Raw genomic sequence first — 16,713 nt, 5'->3', positions numbered from 1 at the left:
CATTACACTGCCCGGCGTACATTCCTTAACCAGTTGACGAGACGACCGTGCTCAAGGCACTCAAGAAAATATTCGCCAAGGGAGACGCCGCGCCGCAGGCCGCCGAGCCTGTCGCCGTGACCCCGGCCGCGCCGGCCGCGCAACCGCCTGTCGAAAAGGCGCCAGCACGCCAGCACGCCAAGCCCAGGGCCGCGGCAAAACCACAGGCCGCCCCCCAACCCGGCAACCAGGCGCGCGCCGAACAGCCCGCCCTGGACAAGCCGCGCCGCGAACGCAAGCCCAAGCCCCAGGCCAGCCTGTGGAAGCCCGAGGATTTCGTGGTCGAGCCGCAGGAAGGCAAGACCCGCTTCCACGACTTCAAGCTCTCCAACGAGCTGATGCACGCCATCCACGACCTTGACTTCCCCTACTGCACACCGATCCAGGCCCAGGTCCTGGGCCACACCCTGCGTGGCCAGGATGCCATTGGCCGGGCCCAGACCGGCACCGGCAAGACTGCCGCGTTTCTGATCTCGATCATCTCGCAGCTGCAGCAGGTGCCACCGCCCAAGGAGCGCTACATGGGCGAGCCGCGGGCGCTGATCATCGCCCCGACCCGCGAGCTGGTGGTGCAGATCGCCAAGGACGCCCAGGCCCTGACCAAGTACAGTGGCCTGAACGTGATGAGCTTCGTCGGCGGCATGGACTTCGACAAGCAACTGAAATCGCTGGAAGCCCGCCACTGCGACATCCTGGTGGCCACCCCCGGCCGCCTGCTGGACTTCAACCAGCGCGGCGAGGTGCATCTGGACATGGTCGAGGTGCTGGTGCTGGATGAGGCCGACCGCATGCTCGACATGGGCTTCATCCCCCAGGTCCGCCAGATCATCCGCCAGACCCCACCGAAGAGCGAACGCCAGACCCTGCTGTTCTCCGCCACCTTCACCGACGACGTGATGAACCTGGCCAAGCAGTGGACCACCAACCCGGCCATCGTCGAGATCGAGCCGGAGAACGTGGCCAGTGAGACCGTCGAGCAGCACGTCTATGCCGTGGCTGGCAGCGACAAGTACAAGCTGCTGTACAACCTGGTCACGCAGAACAAGTGGGAACGGGTGATGGTGTTCGCCAACCGCAAGGACGAGGTGCGGCGCATCGAGGAAAAACTGGTGCGCGACGGCATCAACGCCGCCCAGCTGTCGGGCGACGTGCCGCAGCACAAGCGCATCCGCACCCTGGAGAACTTCCGCGAGGGGCGCATCAGCGTGCTGGTGGCCACCGACGTGGCCGGCCGCGGCATCCATATCGACGGCATCAGCCACGTGATCAACTTCACCCTGCCGGAAGATCCGGATGACTACGTGCACCGTATCGGTCGTACGGGTCGTGCGGGCAGCAGCGGGGTATCGATCAGCTTTGCCGGTGAGGACGATTCGTACCAGCTGCCGGCGATCGAGACGCTGCTGGGGCGCAAGATCAAGTGCGAGATGCCGCCGGACGAGCTGTTGAAGCCGGTGCCACGCAAGCATCACTGATCTTCAAGGCCACTCACCTCCCTGTAGGAGCGGCCTTGTGTCGCGAAAGGGCCGCAAAGCGGCCCCTGCAATATCTGCATCAATGCTCAGATCCGGGGGCCGCGAGGCGGCCCTTTCGCGACACAAGGCCGCTCCCACAAAAGCGATCTGAGCCTGGATTTACCAGCGCCCCGCCGCATCCTGGTCGCTCTGCTTCCCTTCCACCCAGCGCGGCCCCTCCTGGGTGTTCTCCTTCTTCCAGAACGGCGCCCGGGTCTTCAGGTAATCCATGATGAAGTTGCAGGCATCGAACGCTGCCTGCCGGTGCGCGCTGGCCACACCGACGAAGACGATCGGCTCGCCCGGCTCCAGGGCGCCGATGCGGTGCAGCACCTCGACCTTGAGCAACGGCCAGCGCTGCTCGGCCTCGACTACGATCTTGGCCAGGGCCTTCTCGGTCATCCCCGGGTAGTGCTCGAGGAACATCCCGGCCACGTCCAGGCCATCGTTGAAGTCGCGCACGTAGCCGACGAAACCGACCACCGCGCCCACGCCGACATTGGCGGCGTGCATGGCGTTGACCTCGACGCCCGGGTCGAAGGCCGCCTGCTGAACACGTACGGCCACGGTCAACCTCCGGTCACGGGTGGGAAGAACGCGATTTCGTCACCCTCGTCCAATGGCTCATCGAGCCGGCACAGCTCTTCGTTGCGGGCGCACATCAGGTTCTGCTCGGCCAGCACCGCGTAGTGCCCGCCCTTGCCCACCAGGGTCTGGCGCACATCGTCCAGCACCTTGAAGTCGCCTTCCAGGCGCTCGGCGTCGACGCCCAGCAACTCACGGTAGCGGGCGAAATACATGACCTTGACCTTCATCACCCCTCCACCTTGTAGTGGCCGCTCTTGCCGCCGGTCTTCTCCAACAGGCGCACCTGCTCGATGACCATGCCCTTGTCCACCGCCTTGCACATGTCGTAGATCGTCAGCGCGGCGACGCTGGCGGCGGTCAGGGCTTCCATCTCGACGCCGGTCTGCCCGGCCAGCTTGCAGCGGGCGACGATATGCACCACGTTCTCGCCTTCGGCGGCCAGCTCGACCTTGACGCCGGTGAGCATCAGCGGATGGCACAGCGGGATCAGGTCGCTGGTCTTCTTCGCCGCCTGGATGCCGGCGATGCGCGCCACGGCGAACACATCGCCCTTGGGGTGTTGGCCATCGACGATCATACGCAGGGTGTCCGGCAACATGCGCACCCGTGCCTCGGCAATCGCCTCGCGGGCGGTCACGGCCTTTTCAGTGACGTCGACCATGTTGGCGCGCCCCTGGGAATCAAGATGAGTCAGCACTGCTCTGCTCCTGGGAAGGGAATGCAGAGTGTAAACCCGTAGGTCAGGTTTGCGCAGAGGGTGTATCGACGCACCGGCCTGTTCGCCGGCAATACCGACGAACAGGCAGTGCGCTGACGTTTACAGGTGCGACTCGGCGTACTCGGCCAGCACCGAGCGCGGAACGCCCTGCAGGGTGATGTGAACGCCGTGGGGGAAGTCCTTGAAGCGTTCGGTCAGGTAGGTCAGCCCGGAGCTGGTGGCCGACAGGTACGGCGTGTCGATCTGCGCCAGGTTGCCCAGGCAGACCACCTTGGACCCGTTCCCCGCGCGGGTGATGATGGTCTTGATCTGGTGCGGCGTAAGGTTCTGGCATTCGTCGATGAGGATCAGGCTCTGCTGGAAGCTGCGACCGCGGATGTAGTTCAGCGACTTGAACTGCAACGGCACCCGCTCGAGGATGTACTCGACGCTGCCGTGGGTGCTCTCGTCGTCCATGTGCAGCGCTTCGAGGTTGTCGGTAATGGCGCCCAGCCAGGGCTCCATCTTCTCCGCCTCGGTGCCCGGCAGGAAGCCGATCTCCTGGTCCAGCCCCTGCACGCTGCGGGTGGCGATGATGCGCCGGTAGCGCTTGCTGACCATGGTCTGCTCGATGGCCGCGGCCAGCGCCAGGATGGTCTTGCCGGAACCGGCGGCGCCGGTCAGGTTGACCAGGTGGATATCCGGGTCGAGCAGGGCGAACAGCGCCAGGCTCTGGTGGATGTCCCGTGGCTTGAGGCCCCAGGCTTCCTGGTGCAGCAGCGGCTCCTGATGCAGGTCGAGCAGCAACAGTTCGCTGTCGCGGATGCCCTTGATCCAGCCGACAAAACCCTGCTCATCGATGATGAACTCGTTGATGTGTACCGCCGGCAGGTTGTCGATCAGTTGCACCCGGTGCCAGGTACGGCCGCGTTCCTGGCGGGTGTCGACCTTGCTCACACGGTCCCAGAACGACCCCGTGACCGAGTGGTAGCCCTTGGACAGCAAGGACACGTCGTCGACCAGTTGGTCGGTGCTGTAGTCCTCGGCGGCGATCCCGCAGGCACGCGCCTTCAGGCGCATGTTGATGTCCTTGGTCACCAGCACCACGTCGAGGTCCTTACGCTTGGCGCGCAGGTCCAGCAGTTGGTTGATGATGATGTTGTCGGCGAGGTTTTCGGGGAGCAGGCGGTTCGGCTCGTTGCGCGTGCTCATGAGGATGGACAGGAAGCCCTTGGGCCCGCTCTTGCCGCGCTGGATCGGCACGCCTTGCTCGACATCGCTGGGCGAGGCGTCGCCCAAGGTCTGGTCGATCAGGCGGATGGCCTGGCGACATTCGGCGGCGATGGTGTGTTTGCCGGTCTTGAGCTTGTCGAGTTCCTCCAGCACCGTCATCGGTATGGCGACGTGGTGCTCCTCGAAGTTGAGCAGGGCGTTGGGGTCGTGAATCAGGACGTTGGTATCGAGCACATACAGGATTGGCTGGTTGGAGGAAGGGTTGCGTCCTTGGTCATCCATACTCGTTCACCTTATGTGAAAGCCACACGGCGCGAACGGCTGCGCCGCAGAGTGACTGCCGTTCTTCCCGTATCCGCGTCGTTACGGGCGGGAAGCTCACCTGGCAAAAGGGGCGTGGATGACGCCACCTGTGCTGCAGGGTTCGGCTGTCTGGTTCCTTGATACCGCAAAAACCATGACCGAAAAAAGTCTTTTTACGCTCCGGTGAAGTTTATTTTTCGGATTGACGAACAGGGCTTGGCGCGAGGCCAGAGCGGGACTACAGTCAGAGATCAGGTACCGCATCTAGCCCGTTCAGGCGCGCACGAACCGCTGGCGCAGCACATCGCTCAGGGCGTCCACCAGCAGCACCAGCAACAGCATGGCGATGATCACCGTGCTGGCCTGGGCCTCCTGGAACAGGCTAAGGGTCGCGTAGAGCATCTGCCCCAGCCCACCCGCTCCCACGAACCCCAACACGCTGGCCATGCGGATGTTGTTCTCCCAGCGATACAGGCTGTACGCCAGCAGTTGCGGCCACAAGTTGGGCAGCGTGCCGAAACAGAACGCCGCCAGCTGGCTGCCGCCCTGCAGTCGGATCGCCGCCGCCGGCTCCGGCGGCGCATTTTCAAGCGCCTCGGCGAACAGCCGCCCCAGCACCCCGGCGGTGTGCAGCGCCAGCGCCAGGGTGCCGGCATTCGGCCCCAGGCCCGCCGCCAGCACGGTCAGCGCCGCCCAGACCAGCTCCGGAATCGCCCGCAACGCATTGAGCAGCAGGCGCGCCGCGCCCTGCAACGGCCAACCGAAGCGGCCGGCGGCCGGCAGCGCCAGCAATAGACCCAGCAGCATCGCCGAGAGCGTCCCCATCCCGGACATGGCCAGCGTTTCCAGGGCGCCCTGACCCACCGCCCGCAGGTGCGTCAGGGAAAGGTCCGGGTGCAGGAAGCGCGCCGCGTATTCGCCCATCTGCGCCGGTCCGCCGCTGCCGACGAGCGCTGCCAGGTCCAGCTCCAGGTAGGCGAACGACGCCAGCACCGCCGCCAGGATCGCGACGATCACCAGCCCATTGATCACCCGCCTCATGCGAGCCTCCCGCGCAGGAAGCGGCTGAGCAGGTCGGCCAGCACCACCAGCAACAGGAAAGTCAGCAGCATGCTCGCCACCTCGGCCCCGGCGAACATGCGCATCGACAAGTCGATCTGCTGGCCCAGGCCACCAGCGCCGACGAAGCCCATCACCACCGAGGCGCGCACCGCGCATTCCCAGCGGTACACGGTATAGGACACCACCTCGCTCGCGGCCTCGGGCAGGGTGCCATAGAGAAACGCCGACAGGCGGCTGCTGCCGGCCTGGAGCAAGGCATGGGCCGGGCGCTGGTCCACCGATTCGAAGATTTCCGCGTAGACCTTGCCGAGCATGCCGCTGTAGGTAATGGCGATGGCCAGCACCCCGGCGGTCGGGCCCAGGCCCACGGCACGGACGAACAGCAGTGCCCAGACAATCTCTGGCACACTGCGCAGGAAGATCAGCACGCCACGCACCGGCAGGCGCGCAGCGCGTGACCATGGTCCCAGACGTCCACCATTGGAAGCTGCCCGCAGCGACAGCGCCCGGCTGGCCAGCAGGCTGGCCGGCACCGCCAGCAGCAGCGCCAGGGTCATGCCCGCCGTGGCCACGGCCAGGGTCTGCACCGTGGCGCTGAGCAGCAGATGCAGAAAGCCGGCGTCGTGGGCCGGGGGCCAGAATGCGCTGACGAAGCTGGCCATCTGCTGACGGTTCTCGGCCTGCAACAGCACGCCGGGGTCGAGTTCGCTCAAGCGCAGGCCCGGCCACAGCAGCGCCAGGCACAACAGGGTCAACAGCAAACGAGGGATGGCAGCGGGGTCGCGCTGGTCAGTGCTCAGCATCGCGGGATCTGCACCTGCAGGCTCGCCGTCGCGGCAACAGGCGAGGCCAGTTGCTCGTTGGCGTACAAAGCATCGAGCATCGCTTCGCTGACCGCTTCTGCCGGGCAGTCGAACGCCACCTGCCCGGCACGAATGCCGACAATGCGCGGAAAATGCGCCAAGGCGAGCTCCACCGCGTGCAGGCTGGCGACCAGGGTCACGCCATGGGCCTGGGCATGGCGATTGAGCAGCGCCAGGCTATGGTCGGCCAGCACCGGGTCCATGGCCGAAACCGGTTCATCGGTCAGCAGCACTTCAGGTCGCTGGTACAAGGCACGGGCAATGCCGACCCGCTGCAACTGGCCACCGGACAACTGCCCGCACTGGGCGAACAGTTTGTCGGCCATGCCCAGCTCGGCCAGCGCCGCACGGGCACCGGGTACATCGCCGGGGTGGATCAGGTTGAGCAGCCCGCGCAACGTGCCCCACTGCCCCAGGCGCCCCGCCAACACGGCGGTGACCACCCGCTGGCGCAGCGGCAGGGGCGGCGCCTGCTGTACCAGGCCAACCCGTGCGCGCAAGCGCTGGCGGGCCCGGGCAGACAATGCCCAGGGCTGCTCGCCCAACAACTCCAGCCGCCCGCCACTGGGCGGCACGGCGGTGCCCATCAGGTGCAGCAGGCTGGATTTGCCGGCCCCGGACGGACCGATGATCGCCACCCGCTCGCCCTGGCCGATCAGCAGGTCCACCGCGCTCAAGGCCTGGACCTGACCATGGCGCACACTGGCGCCCTGAACACGGATACTCACTTGAGCAGACCGGCCTCACGCGCGGCTTGCTCGGTGCCCGCGTAGTTCTCGGGCTTGGTCTCGATGAAGCGGCTGGCGGCCTGCAGGTCGAGGATCGCCTTGTCCGCAGGCTTGGCCGGGTCCAGGGCGAGGAAGGCCTGCTTGATCTTTTCTTTCAGTGCCGGGTCCATGTTGCCGCGCACGGTCCAGTTGTAGTCGAAGTACTCCGGCGTGGTGGCGAACACCTTTACCTTGCTGGTGTCGACCTTGCCGGCTGCGACCAGCTTGTCCCAGACGCTGGCGTTGAGCACGCCGGCATCGGCCTTGCCGGCCTGGACCCAGGCCGCGGTGGCATCGTGGGCGCCGGAATAGGCAACGCGGCTGAAGTACTCCTCGGGCTTGATGTTGTCGTTTTTGAGCATGAAGTAACGCGGCATCAGGCTGCCCGAGGTGGACGAAATCGAACCGAAGGCGAAGGTCTTGCCCTTGAGGTCCTTAAGGCTTTTCACGTCCGGGTTGGCGGTGATGAACTTGCTGGTGAACTTGGCATCCTGCTCACGCTGCACCAGCGGCGTGGCCTTGGGGTCCTTCAGGTGCACCTGGACGAAGGTGAAGCCCCCCAGCCAGGCCAGGTCCAGGCGATCGCTGGCCAGCGACTCGACCACAGCCGGGTAGTCGGCCACCGGCACGAACTGCACCTTCATGCCCAGCTGCTGCTCGAGGTACTCGCCCAGTGGCTTGAACTTGCGCAGCAGTTCGGTTGGCGCCTCGTCGGGGATGGCGCTGACGCGCAGCACATCGGCGGCCTGGGCGAACACCGCGCAGCAGGACAGCGCGAGGCCGGCAAACAGTGCCAGGGGACGTTTGAGCATGGGGATTCTCCGGTTCGATCGCGGGGTATGAGTCGGTGTTGCATCGCGGGAAGTATAAGAGCCGCAGGCACAAAGGCCAGCTTTGCTACAATCGCGCATCACGAAAAGTCGAGGTGCACATGAGCGAGCCGATTCGTCTGACACAGTACAGCCACGGCGCTGGCTGTGGCTGCAAGATTTCTCCCAAGGTCCTGGATGTGATCCTCGCCGAGAGCGGCACGCAGGCCCTCGACCCGAAACTCTGGGTCGGCAACGCCTCGCGCGACGACGCCGCCGTCTACGCCCTGGATGACGAGCGCGGCGTGGTCTCGACCACCGACTTCTTCATGCCCATCGTCGACGACCCGTACGACTTCGGCCGCATCGCCGCCACCAACGCCATCAGCGACATCTACGCCATGGGCGGCGACCCGCTGATGGCCATCGCCATCCTCGGCTGGCCGGTCAACGTGCTGCCGCCGGAGGTCGCCCGCGAGGTGATCCGCGGCGGCCGCGCCGTGTGCGCCGAAGCCGGCATCCCGCTGGCCGGCGGCCATTCCATCGACGCCCCCGAGCCGATCTTCGGCCTGGCCGTGACCGGCGTGGTGAGCAAGCGCCACCTCAAGCGCAACGACACCGCCAGCGTCGGCTGCCGCCTGTACCTGACCAAGCCACTGGGCATCGGCATTCTCACCACCGCCGAGAAGAAGGCCAAGCTGCGCGAACAGGACCAGGGCCTGGCCCGTGACTGGATGTGCACCCTCAACACCCCTGGCAGCCGCTTCGGCAAGCTCGACGGCGTACAGGCGATGACCGACGTCACCGGTTTCGGCCTGCTCGGCCACCTGGTCGAAGTCGCCGAGGGCAGCGGCCTCACCGCCCGCCTGCAGTACGCCGCGGTGCCGCGCCTGCCCAGCGTCGAGCATTACCTGGCCGAGGGCTGCATCCCCGGCGGCACCCTGCGCAACTTCGACAGCTACGGCCACAAGATCGGCGCGCTGAGCGACGAGCAGAAGCACCTGCTGTGCGACCCGCAGACCAGCGGCGGCCTGCTGGTGGCGGTCACCCCGCAAGGCGAGGCGGAATTCCTCGCCGTGGCGCGGGAGCTCGGGCTCGAACTGGCGCCGATCGGCGAGCTGGTCGAGCGACAGAGCCACGCAGTCGAGGTGATCTGATGCGCCCCGACTGCACCGAGCTGAAACAGCTGTTCCTCGACGACGTGCCGATGATGGACATGCGCGCACCGATCGAATTCACCAAAGGCGCCTTCCCAGGCGCGGTCAACCTGCCGCTGATGAACGACCAGGAGCGGCAGAAGGTCGGCACCTGCTACAAGCAGCAGGGCCAGGCCGCCGCCATCACCCTGGGCCACCAGTTGGTCAACGGCGCGCTCAAGCAACAGCGCCTGGAGGGCTGGGCCGCGTTCACCCAGGCCCATCCCGACGGCTACCTCTACTGCTTCCGTGGCGGCCTGCGCTCGCAGATCGTCCAGGGCTGGCTCAAGGACGCCGGCATCCAGTATCCGAAGGTGGTGGGCGGCTACAAGGCCATGCGCACCCTGCTGATGGACACCACGCTGCAGGCGGTGCAGCAGTGCGAGTTCGTCCTGGTGGGCGGACTGACCGGCACCGGCAAGACCGATGTGCTGCACCAGCTGGACAACGTGCTCGACCTCGAAGGCCACGCCAATCACCGCGGTTCCAGCTTCGGCAAGCGCGCCACGGCGCAGCCGGCGCAGATCGATTTCGAGAATGCGCTGGCCATCGACATCCTCAAGAAACGCGAGCGAGGCATCGGCCAGTTCGTGCTTGAGGACGAAGGCCGCGTGGTCGGCAGCTGCGCGGTGCCGCTGGAAATGTACCAGGGCATGCAGCGCTATCCGCTGGTGTGGCTGGAAGACAGCTTCGCGCATCGCGTGGAACGTATCCTGCGCGACTATGTGATCAACCTGTGCGCCGAGTACATCGCCGTGCACGGTGCAGAGGCCGGTGGCCCACTGTTCGCCGAGCGCATGCGCCAGAGCATGGCCAACATCTACAAGCGCCTGGGCGGCGAGCGCTTCCAGCGGCTGTCGACGTTGCTCGACCAGGCGCTGGAGGAGCAGCTGCGCAGCGGCGACGTGAGCCTGCACCGAGGGTGGATCGAAGGGCTGCTCAAGGAATACTACGACCCGATGTACGCCTACCAGCGAGCGGCCAAGGCACAGCGGATCGAGTTCGCCGGAGACGGCGTGGAGGTGCGCGAGTACCTGAAGGCCCGGGCACTGCGTGAGCAACGCGGCACCTGATTCGCGGATGCCGCATCACTGCCCCGGACTGAGCACCCGCTCCAGCTCCGCCGCGCGGTCCTTGCTCATGTCCATCTCACACATGGCGCCTTCGATGCGGTAGATGCTGCCGTTGCTCAACTTGCCGTGGAAGGCGCAGTTGCCGTCGCGGTACTTCATCCAGGTGCGCTGGACGTCGCGCAGGTCCTTCTGCTGCTGGCTGTCGAGCTTGGCCATCAGCTGCTTGTAGACCCGGTTCAGCCGGTCATCCTGCAGCTGGGTCTCGGCCTGGATGCAAGCGCCCATGGCCAGGGTGCTGGAGGCCTTGTCCATGCACTGGGTGTAGGTGGGCGAATAGTCCTCGGCCTGGGCGCCGGCGGCGATCAGCAGGGCGGCGGCGCCGACCAGACAATCCTTGAACATGGGCTTTCCTCTTCGCAGATGAATGCGGCACAGCCTAGCACCCTGCCGCACCTTCGTTCACGCACAGCGCCTGGATCCGCGCCCGCAGCCAGCGGTGCCCGGCATCGCCGTCACGCCGCGAGTGCCAGGCCTGGGCAAAGGCGAACGGTGAGATCGCCAGGGGCGGCGCGAACCGGCGCAGCGCCGGGTCCAGCCGGGCACCGGCAAGGCTGCGCCGGGCCACGGTGAGCACCAGGTCGGTCCCGGCAATGACACTTTGGGCCACCCCCCAATGCGGCAAGGTCAGGGCGATGCGTCGGCGTGCGCCCAAGCTGGCCAGGGCCTGGTCGATCTCGTTGTCGATGCCGGGGCGCACCGCCACCAGCACATGGGGCCGCGCCAGCCAGGGGTCGAGCGCCAGGCCACCTCGGGGCGGCAGGCTGGCACGGTCGGCCAGGCAAACGAAGGATTCCTCGAACAGCACCTGCTGGGCCATTTCCGTCGGCAGTTCCGGGAACACGCCCAGCGCCAGGTCTGCCTCGCCGTCGATCAACTGGCCGAGCATCGCCTCGCGGCTGCCTTGGGACACCACCAGGTCGATGCCCGGCGCTTCGCGCCGCATCAGGCGCATCAACGCAGGCAGCACCACGCGGGCACCGTAGTCGGACATGGCCAGGCGAAACGTGCGCCGGGCCCGCGCCGGCTCGAAGCCCGGCGTGCCGAGCAGTCCGTTGAGTTGCTGCAACGCCTCCTGCAACGGCGCTTGCAAAGCCTCGGCACGGGCTGTCAGTTGCAGGCGGCCATCGCGTCGCACCAGCAACGGATCAGCGAAAAGCTCGCGCAACTGCGCCAGGGCATGGCTGACCGCCGGCTGGCTGCGATGCAGGCGCAGGGCCGCGCGCGAGACATGTTGCTCGCTGAGCAAGGCGTGCAATGTCAGCAGCAGGTTCAGGTCGATGCGGCGCAGATCATCCATGGTACGAATACAGCCTGTGCGAAGTTCGAATTTCCATCATTGAAATGCATGATCGAGACTGAGGCCAGTGTTCTTATCTGGAGTAGACACCATGCCCGCCAGCCTCTTCGCCGCCCTCCCCTTGTTCATCGCCCTGCTCGCCGGGGCCGCCGTGCCGTTCCAGGCCGGCAGCAACGCCGCGCTCGGGCGCCTGCTCGGCCATCCGCTGTGGGCCGCCGGGGTGTCGTTGCTGGTCAGCCTGCTGATGCTGGTGCCGGCCCTGCTGCTGATGCGCGCGCCACTGCCACAGGTGCAGCAACTGGCCCATGCGCCCTGGTGGGCCTGGTTCGGGGGCGTCGCCGGGGTGCTGTACATCACCGCCGCGCTGGTGCTGACGCCGCGCCTGGGGGCGGCGGGGTTCATCGTCTGCGTGGTGGCCGGGCAGGTGCTGTCGTCGCTGCTGATGGACCAGTTTGGCCTGATGGGGTTGCCGGAGCGACCGGTAAACCTGTTGCGGCTGGCGGGGGTGGGGATGATCGTGATCGGGATGATCGTGGTGCAGTGGGGCACGGCGCGTTGAGCGCTTGCCCCGCGATGCACCCTCACAAGGTCTGCGGCTGCTCCGGCGGCACGATCACCTTGTGCGGCTCGAAGCGCAGCGAGGGCATCTGCGTACCGGCATACAGCGCCACGCTCAGGGCAGCGACCAGCGCCACATCGAGCCAGCCCCAGCCCGGCACCTGGGTCGCCGAGCGCGCCTTCCAGCACCACCATAGCTGGCCCAGGCAGAACACCAGGATCGCCAGCAGCCATAGGTAGAAGCCCGCGCCAAAACCGCTCACATCCTGGAAGGCGTAGCTCTGGTTGTCCGGCAAGCGGGTGATGGCGAAGCTGCTGGCCGCCAGGTACAACGCCACCAGGCCGCATACCAGCGCCAGGCGGCGGAACCGGCGGTGGGCGAGGACTGCCAGCGCCAGCAGCGGGTTGGCGAACCACTGGTACAGGCCGAAGGCGATGCCCCAGGGGCCGTAGAGCAGCATCTGCAACGCCGGCACATGCCGCCCGGCGCCCGTCAGGGCACCGTCGAAGGCTAGGCTCAGCAGGTACAGGGCCAGGCTTGTGGTCAGGTAGAAAGCGGGCAAGTCAGGTACCTGGAGAAAGCGGGACAAGCTGCGACCTTAACCCAGCCCTGGCGTCTTTCCAAACCCGACGGGCGCGCTGCATCAGCGTGTCGCAGCCTGATCCATCGACTGGGTGGAGCTGCTGATCTGAACGCGCAGGCTCGGCATCAGCGTCCCGGCGTAGATCGTCGCGGTCAGCACTGCGATCAGCCCCAGGTCGTACCAGCGCCACCCCGGCATACTCGCCGCCGAACGCACCTTGCGGCACCACCAGCCCTGCCCCAGGCAAAACAGCAGGATCGCCAGTGTCCACAGATAATACCCGGCGCCAAATCCGGTCAGGGGCTGGATGTCATAGCTGCGGTTGTCCGGTACCCGCTCGATGCCAAGGCAACTGAGGGCCAGGCCCAGCGCGATCATCCCGACTGCAAGCGCCAGCCGGCGAAAACGCCGGTGAGCAAGCAGCGCCAGCCCCAGCAGCGGATTGGCGAACCACTGGTAAAGCCCCATGGCAATGCCCCAAGGCCCCATGAGCACTATCTGCAAGGCGGGCATATGCCCGTCGACACCCATCAGGATGCCATCGAAACACAGGCTCAACAGAAACAGCAGCAAAGTGAACGTCACGTAGAAAGCAGGCAAAGCGCGGGCTCCATCCCATCAGTGAAAGTCGCGTCCATGACACGTGGGCATCAGGCCACTGGGGGTTCGAGCAGCAAACCGTACAACCCCGAATCGGACAGTTCACCCGCCACGCACCAACGGGCGCGCAAGGTGCCTTCCAGGACGAACCCCTGGCGTTCCAGGGTACGCGCCGAGCCCTGGTTGCGCGGGTCGATCTCCGCCTCCAGGCGACGCAGGTGCAGGGTGTGGGCGAGGTAGTCGATGAAGCAGGTCAGCGCCTCGTCCATGTAGCCGCGGCCCTGGGCCGACTTGGCCAGGCAGTAGCCGATCTCGCCACGGCGCGAGCCTTCCTCGAGGTTGAACAGCTGGACCATGCCGATCAGCTCGCCGTTGTCGCGGCGGTACATGCCCAGTTTGAGCAACTGGCCGGCGGCATAGGCTTCGCGGTCGGCGGCCAGGGCGCTTTCGGCCTCGGCCAGGGTCTGCCAGGGGGCGTGGTACCAGTAACGCATCACTTCCGGGTCGGCCATGATGGTGAGCCACTGCTGCGCGTCGCCGTGGCGCATGGGGCGCAGCTGCAGGCGTGGGCTTTCAAGGCACAGGTCGCTGGGGAAACTGCGGGGGTCGGGCACGCCGGGACTCCTGTCCGGTGGTGGGGAGGATGACAGTCTAGCGTCAGTGGATACCCGCACGCACGCGTGCCGGGCAGAGCAAACGAATAGCGAGATGCGGTGAACGATCCAACGACAGCACCCAGAAATCCTGCCTCGGTGGGGCCTTTGATGCCTGCAGACTGGTACCGGGAACATTGAGCATACCCTCTCGGCACATCAGGTCTCATTGCCGGTGCCTAACCTGGTATTTTTGCCAGGTGTCAGATGTGTTGAACTTTGTTAAATGTATTGCCGTGCGGGCGTAACATAAACTTTCGCACACACTTGGCGACGCATGAAATCATTGAACCATACTATCCGCACTTAGGAAAATGTCATGAGCATTGAAAAAACCAGCACACTCACCCTGGAAGCACCAACGATCGAAGAAGCACCCAGCGGCGAGTTGGACTGGCATGCCCTAAACGGAAAAAATTTCAATGTCATCATTCAGCGACTACCACAAGACTCCGCAGCCAAAAAGCTGGAACTGAAATGGCAGGGCACCACCGCTGACGGGGAAGAATTAAGTCCCGAACGCCAAGAGCACCTAGTGGAGTGGACTGACATTTTCAACGGCCTCAAGATCGAACTGAAGAATGACCTCGCAAAAGCTGTAGTGGGCGGTAGCGCCGTCATTGACTATGAAATTGAACCTGACCTCAAGTCGCCCCCACTTAACATCACCGTGGTCGATGGCAAACTCGAACCAGAACTCAAAGCACCTGAAATCATTGAAGCCAGGGGTTCAGGATTGAGTCCTGATAGCGTGGGAAAGGATGGGGCAACGGTACGGGTCGAGACAGTAGCGCCTATCCTGGAAGGTGATCAGATCTCGCTTACAGTCGTCGCAACAAATGATAAAGGGACGGTGATTGAACTCGAACCAATGATTGATGAAGCGAAGCCACAACATACCGAGTTCATTATTGTAAAGGGCCTTATCGACGCAATCGCCGGTGGTTCGCTAAAGCTCTGCTACACGGTAAAGGGTAAAACGTCACCAACCTTGGAATTACGCGTAGACTACGGGATTATTCCTCCCGAACTTGAGGGCGAGCTGGGTCTTCCGCCAGGCGACCTCATTAAGATAATCGTGCCAAAATACACGGGCATGGCGGGAGACGAAATAGCGATGTCTGTTGAGCTGCAACACCTGATCTATCGCTCACCGCAAAAGACGCCCAACAAAATTGAAGACCTGGCATTTGATATACCCTCTGGTATCTTCACATCCGCCCTGAGCACTAGTGCAACTGCCTGCTACCATGTCACCCATAAAGTAGACGTTGGCGAATATAAAACGTGGAACTCACTACCCTTAAATACAATTTTACTCGGCCACGGCACCGACATAAGACCGCCAAGGTATATGTCATTCGCAGACGAAGCCCCCAGGTATATCTTGTACTACCCTGAAATTAGTGCAGGCAGCAAGGTTGATGTCTATTGGCATGCAGAGGGCTCGCCGACAAGGAAAAAAGAGCTCGCGATAGAGTATGATGGCACCTATTACTATGTTTCCATCCCCAAGGACTGGATTATGGCGGACAAGCGCAAAACCGTCTGCGGCAATTACGCCATTATTCAGAACGATGGTGCGTCAGGAACGTTCTCTCCCGGCGCAATTTTCACGCCATAAATCAGGATGAGCCTGAGAGCGTCAAGTATACTCCACAAACTTCCAGTCATTTGTGAAGCGCCCCTGTCGATGGCTGTCACGGCACCTCGACAAGGGCATCTTTCACTTGCTGCGATTCAGACCCAGTTCCATGTCATCGATCAACCCCTTGGCCAACCCACTGAGAATCCGTGCGGCACTGCCGGCCATGAGGTCCCCTTCCATCTCGGCCTCGGTGGTGAAATGCGCCACACAGCCGAGCAGCACCGACAGGTCGCTGAACGCGTGGTCGAACGGGATGCCGGGCTGGATGCAGAAGATCTCGAGGCAGGTGGTCTTGCCCTGGGTCGGGCCGGGCTTGCTGTCGTCGCTCATACCGGCGCCCCCTTGGCCCGGGCGTGGCGGACCAGCGAGATGACCAGTTGGCCGAGGATTTCGACACTGTCCATCATCACGTCGAGGCGCGCGTCGCGCTGGCAGACGGTATAGGCGTGGACGGTATCGCTGAGGATGTGCATCAGCTTGTTGGCGTGGGCCATGGCTTCCTCGGGGTCGAGGTCGCTGATGATGGTGACGAAGGGGATTGGATAGGGTGGGTCAGGTACTAGTTTTTTCATAGTTGTTACTCTGGAAATGGTTTCTAGAGCAACCACCAGCATCCTTCTCACAGACAAGGGTGGCAGCCGTACGCGAGGTGAGAAGACCGTGTCCAGACACCACGGCCAGACCGAAGTCTGCGCGCGCACGGCTGCCATAACAGGCAACCTGAATCTGGACATGGACGGGCTTCTCACACCCGGTCGCCAAATGTGACGACCCAGTGACGGTACCCCTGGTGTATTTCCCGGCCAATTCAGAGCCTTCCGGCAGGCGCGTAGGATAGGTCCGAAGCGCTGGCTGGCTGAAGGATTTGGTTTCAAATTCGGAAATGTCTTACGGGGTTTGGGGTGAGGTTTTGATCGCGTCATGGCCACCAGGTGCTTGGCGATGGCCTTGCAGCGCCTGCAAGATCGAGCGCCGCCCGCGCGGCGCATCGCGACGCAAGGCCGCTCCCACATCTGTTTCGGGCCAGTCAGTCCTGAGCCATTACCTGGTCCGCCTTGTTGGTCCGACGCAACTTCAGCATGGGCACCACTGCCGCCCCGCACGACTTGAGGCGTGCACCAAGGCGGGCGCCGCCTCATTCACAGGAAAAATTGGCCCGAAATAGATGT

General features: G+C 64.4%; 20 protein-coding genes. 5 read left to right on the top strand and 15 right to left on the bottom strand.

Annotated features, from left to right (window positions below):
* Window positions 1–47 precede the first annotated feature (47 nt).
* A complete protein-coding gene (gene rhlB, locus AC25M7_RS09030; RefSeq protein ID WP_486970957.1) occupies window positions 48–1,514 on the top strand; it encodes an ATP-dependent RNA helicase RhlB in 1,467 nt (488 codons plus the stop codon).
* A gap of 159 nt (window positions 1,515–1,673) precedes the next feature.
* Here rhlB and moaE read toward each other — a convergent pair whose 3' ends face one another.
* The 8 genes from moaE to AC25M7_RS08990 form a co-directional block, all read right to left on the bottom strand.
* A complete protein-coding gene (gene moaE / locus AC25M7_RS09025; protein ID WP_062364041.1) occupies window positions 1,674–2,120 on the bottom strand; it encodes a molybdopterin synthase catalytic subunit MoaE in 447 nt (148 codons plus the stop codon).
* Window positions 2,121–2,122: 2 nt separating this feature from the next.
* Window positions 2,123–2,368, bottom strand: coding sequence for a molybdopterin converting factor subunit 1 (gene moaD / locus AC25M7_RS09020; protein ID WP_028689780.1), 246 nt, complete (start codon window positions 2,366–2,368; stop codon window positions 2,123–2,125).
* Window positions 2,368–2,838: a cyclic pyranopterin monophosphate synthase MoaC gene (gene moaC / locus AC25M7_RS09015; protein WP_028689781.1), complete on the bottom strand. Its 471-nt coding sequence runs from the start codon at window positions 2,836–2,838 to the stop codon at window positions 2,368–2,370. The genes moaD and moaC overlap by 1 nt, the downstream gene beginning before the upstream one ends.
* Window positions 2,839–2,958: 120 nt before the next feature.
* On the bottom strand, window positions 2,959–4,353 hold the full coding sequence (locus AC25M7_RS09010; RefSeq protein WP_062364039.1) for a PhoH family protein: 1,395 nt from the start codon (window positions 4,351–4,353) through the stop codon (window positions 2,959–2,961).
* 294 nt (window positions 4,354–4,647) lie between these two features.
* Window positions 4,648–5,415: a phosphonate ABC transporter, permease protein PhnE gene (gene phnE, locus AC25M7_RS09005; protein ID WP_062364037.1), complete on the bottom strand. Its 768-nt coding sequence runs from the start codon at window positions 5,413–5,415 to the stop codon at window positions 4,648–4,650.
* Window positions 5,412–6,239 carry a PhnE/PtxC family ABC transporter permease gene (locus AC25M7_RS09000; protein ID WP_062575093.1) on the bottom strand — a complete coding sequence of 276 codons (828 nt, stop codon included), beginning with the start codon at window positions 6,237–6,239 and terminating at the stop codon, window positions 5,412–5,414. The genes phnE and AC25M7_RS09000 overlap by 4 nt, the downstream gene beginning before the upstream one ends.
* Entirely contained in the window at window positions 6,233–7,027 is a 795-nt protein-coding gene (locus AC25M7_RS08995; protein ID WP_486970956.1) for a phosphonate ABC transporter ATP-binding protein, read from the bottom strand. Before AC25M7_RS08995 ends, AC25M7_RS09000 begins: the two co-directional genes overlap by 7 nt.
* On the bottom strand, window positions 7,024–7,878 hold the full coding sequence (locus AC25M7_RS08990; RefSeq protein ID WP_062364031.1) for a putative selenate ABC transporter substrate-binding protein: 855 nt from the start codon (window positions 7,876–7,878) through the stop codon (window positions 7,024–7,026). The genes AC25M7_RS08995 and AC25M7_RS08990 overlap by 4 nt, the downstream gene beginning before the upstream one ends.
* 119 nt (window positions 7,879–7,997) lie before the next feature.
* Between AC25M7_RS08990 and selD the strand changes: the two genes are divergently transcribed.
* Together selD and mnmH are read left to right on the top strand one after the other, a co-directional pair.
* Window positions 7,998–9,032 (top strand): selenide, water dikinase SelD, encoded by a 1,035-nt coding sequence (selD, locus tag AC25M7_RS08985; RefSeq protein WP_028689787.1) that lies wholly within the window; start codon window positions 7,998–8,000, stop codon window positions 9,030–9,032.
* A complete protein-coding gene (mnmH, locus tag AC25M7_RS08980; RefSeq protein ID WP_486970955.1) occupies window positions 9,032–10,144 on the top strand; it encodes a tRNA 2-selenouridine(34) synthase MnmH in 1,113 nt (370 codons plus the stop codon). The genes selD and mnmH overlap by 1 nt, the downstream gene beginning before the upstream one ends.
* Window positions 10,145–10,159: 15 nt before the next feature.
* Here mnmH and AC25M7_RS08975 read toward each other — a convergent pair whose 3' ends face one another.
* Window positions 10,160–10,546, bottom strand: a complete 387-nt coding sequence (locus tag AC25M7_RS08975; protein WP_062364027.1) for a lysozyme inhibitor LprI family protein — start codon at window positions 10,544–10,546, stop codon at window positions 10,160–10,162.
* Between the two features lie 34 nt (window positions 10,547–10,580).
* Window positions 10,581–11,501, bottom strand: a complete 921-nt coding sequence (locus tag AC25M7_RS08970) for a LysR family transcriptional regulator (RefSeq protein WP_486970954.1) — start codon at window positions 11,499–11,501, stop codon at window positions 10,581–10,583.
* Between the two features lie 91 nt (window positions 11,502–11,592).
* Between AC25M7_RS08970 and AC25M7_RS08965 the strand changes: the two genes are divergently transcribed.
* Window positions 11,593–12,060, top strand: coding sequence for a DMT family transporter (locus AC25M7_RS08965; protein ID WP_062575098.1), 468 nt, complete (start codon window positions 11,593–11,595; stop codon window positions 12,058–12,060).
* A gap of 22 nt (window positions 12,061–12,082) precedes the next feature.
* Here AC25M7_RS08965 and AC25M7_RS08960 read toward each other — a convergent pair whose 3' ends face one another.
* The 3 genes from AC25M7_RS08960 to AC25M7_RS08950 all read right to left on the bottom strand — a co-directional run bounded on the left by AC25M7_RS08960 (window position 12,083) and on the right by AC25M7_RS08950 (window position 13,857).
* Entirely contained in the window at window positions 12,083–12,622 is a 540-nt protein-coding gene (locus tag AC25M7_RS08960; protein ID WP_486970953.1) for a hypothetical protein, read from the bottom strand.
* An 81-nt stretch (window positions 12,623–12,703) separates the two neighbouring features.
* On the bottom strand, window positions 12,704–13,243 hold the full coding sequence (locus AC25M7_RS08955) for a hypothetical protein (RefSeq protein WP_062364023.1): 540 nt from the start codon (window positions 13,241–13,243) through the stop codon (window positions 12,704–12,706).
* Window positions 13,244–13,293: 50 nt separating this feature from the next.
* Window positions 13,294–13,857 (bottom strand): GNAT family N-acetyltransferase, encoded by a 564-nt coding sequence (locus AC25M7_RS08950; protein ID WP_110604401.1) that lies wholly within the window; start codon window positions 13,855–13,857, stop codon window positions 13,294–13,296.
* A 358-nt stretch (window positions 13,858–14,215) separates the two neighbouring features.
* On the opposite strand from AC25M7_RS08950, the gene AC25M7_RS08945 reads away from it, so the two are divergent.
* The gene (locus AC25M7_RS08945) at window positions 14,216–15,520 is read left to right on the top strand and encodes a hypothetical protein (protein ID WP_486970952.1); all 1,305 of its coding nucleotides are present in this window, start codon (window positions 14,216–14,218) and stop codon (window positions 15,518–15,520) included.
* Window positions 15,521–15,622: 102 nt separating this feature from the next.
* Here the strand turns inward: AC25M7_RS08945 and AC25M7_RS08940 are convergent, their stop codons facing one another.
* Both AC25M7_RS08940 and AC25M7_RS08935 read right to left on the bottom strand, forming a co-directional pair.
* Complete coding sequence (locus tag AC25M7_RS08940; RefSeq protein ID WP_062364017.1) at window positions 15,623–15,874, bottom strand: DUF3077 domain-containing protein; 252 nt, start codon at window positions 15,872–15,874, stop codon at window positions 15,623–15,625.
* A complete protein-coding gene (locus AC25M7_RS08935) occupies window positions 15,871–16,116 on the bottom strand; it encodes a hypothetical protein (RefSeq protein WP_023631578.1) in 246 nt (81 codons plus the stop codon). Before AC25M7_RS08935 ends, AC25M7_RS08940 begins: the two co-directional genes overlap by 4 nt.
* Window positions 16,117–16,713: the final 597 nt, after the last annotated feature.

The organism is Pseudomonas sp. P106(2024) (assembly GCF_057480815.1).
The sequence above is the reverse complement of the archived record's forward strand: the minus strand, read 5'-3'. Positions and strand labels throughout refer to the sequence as shown.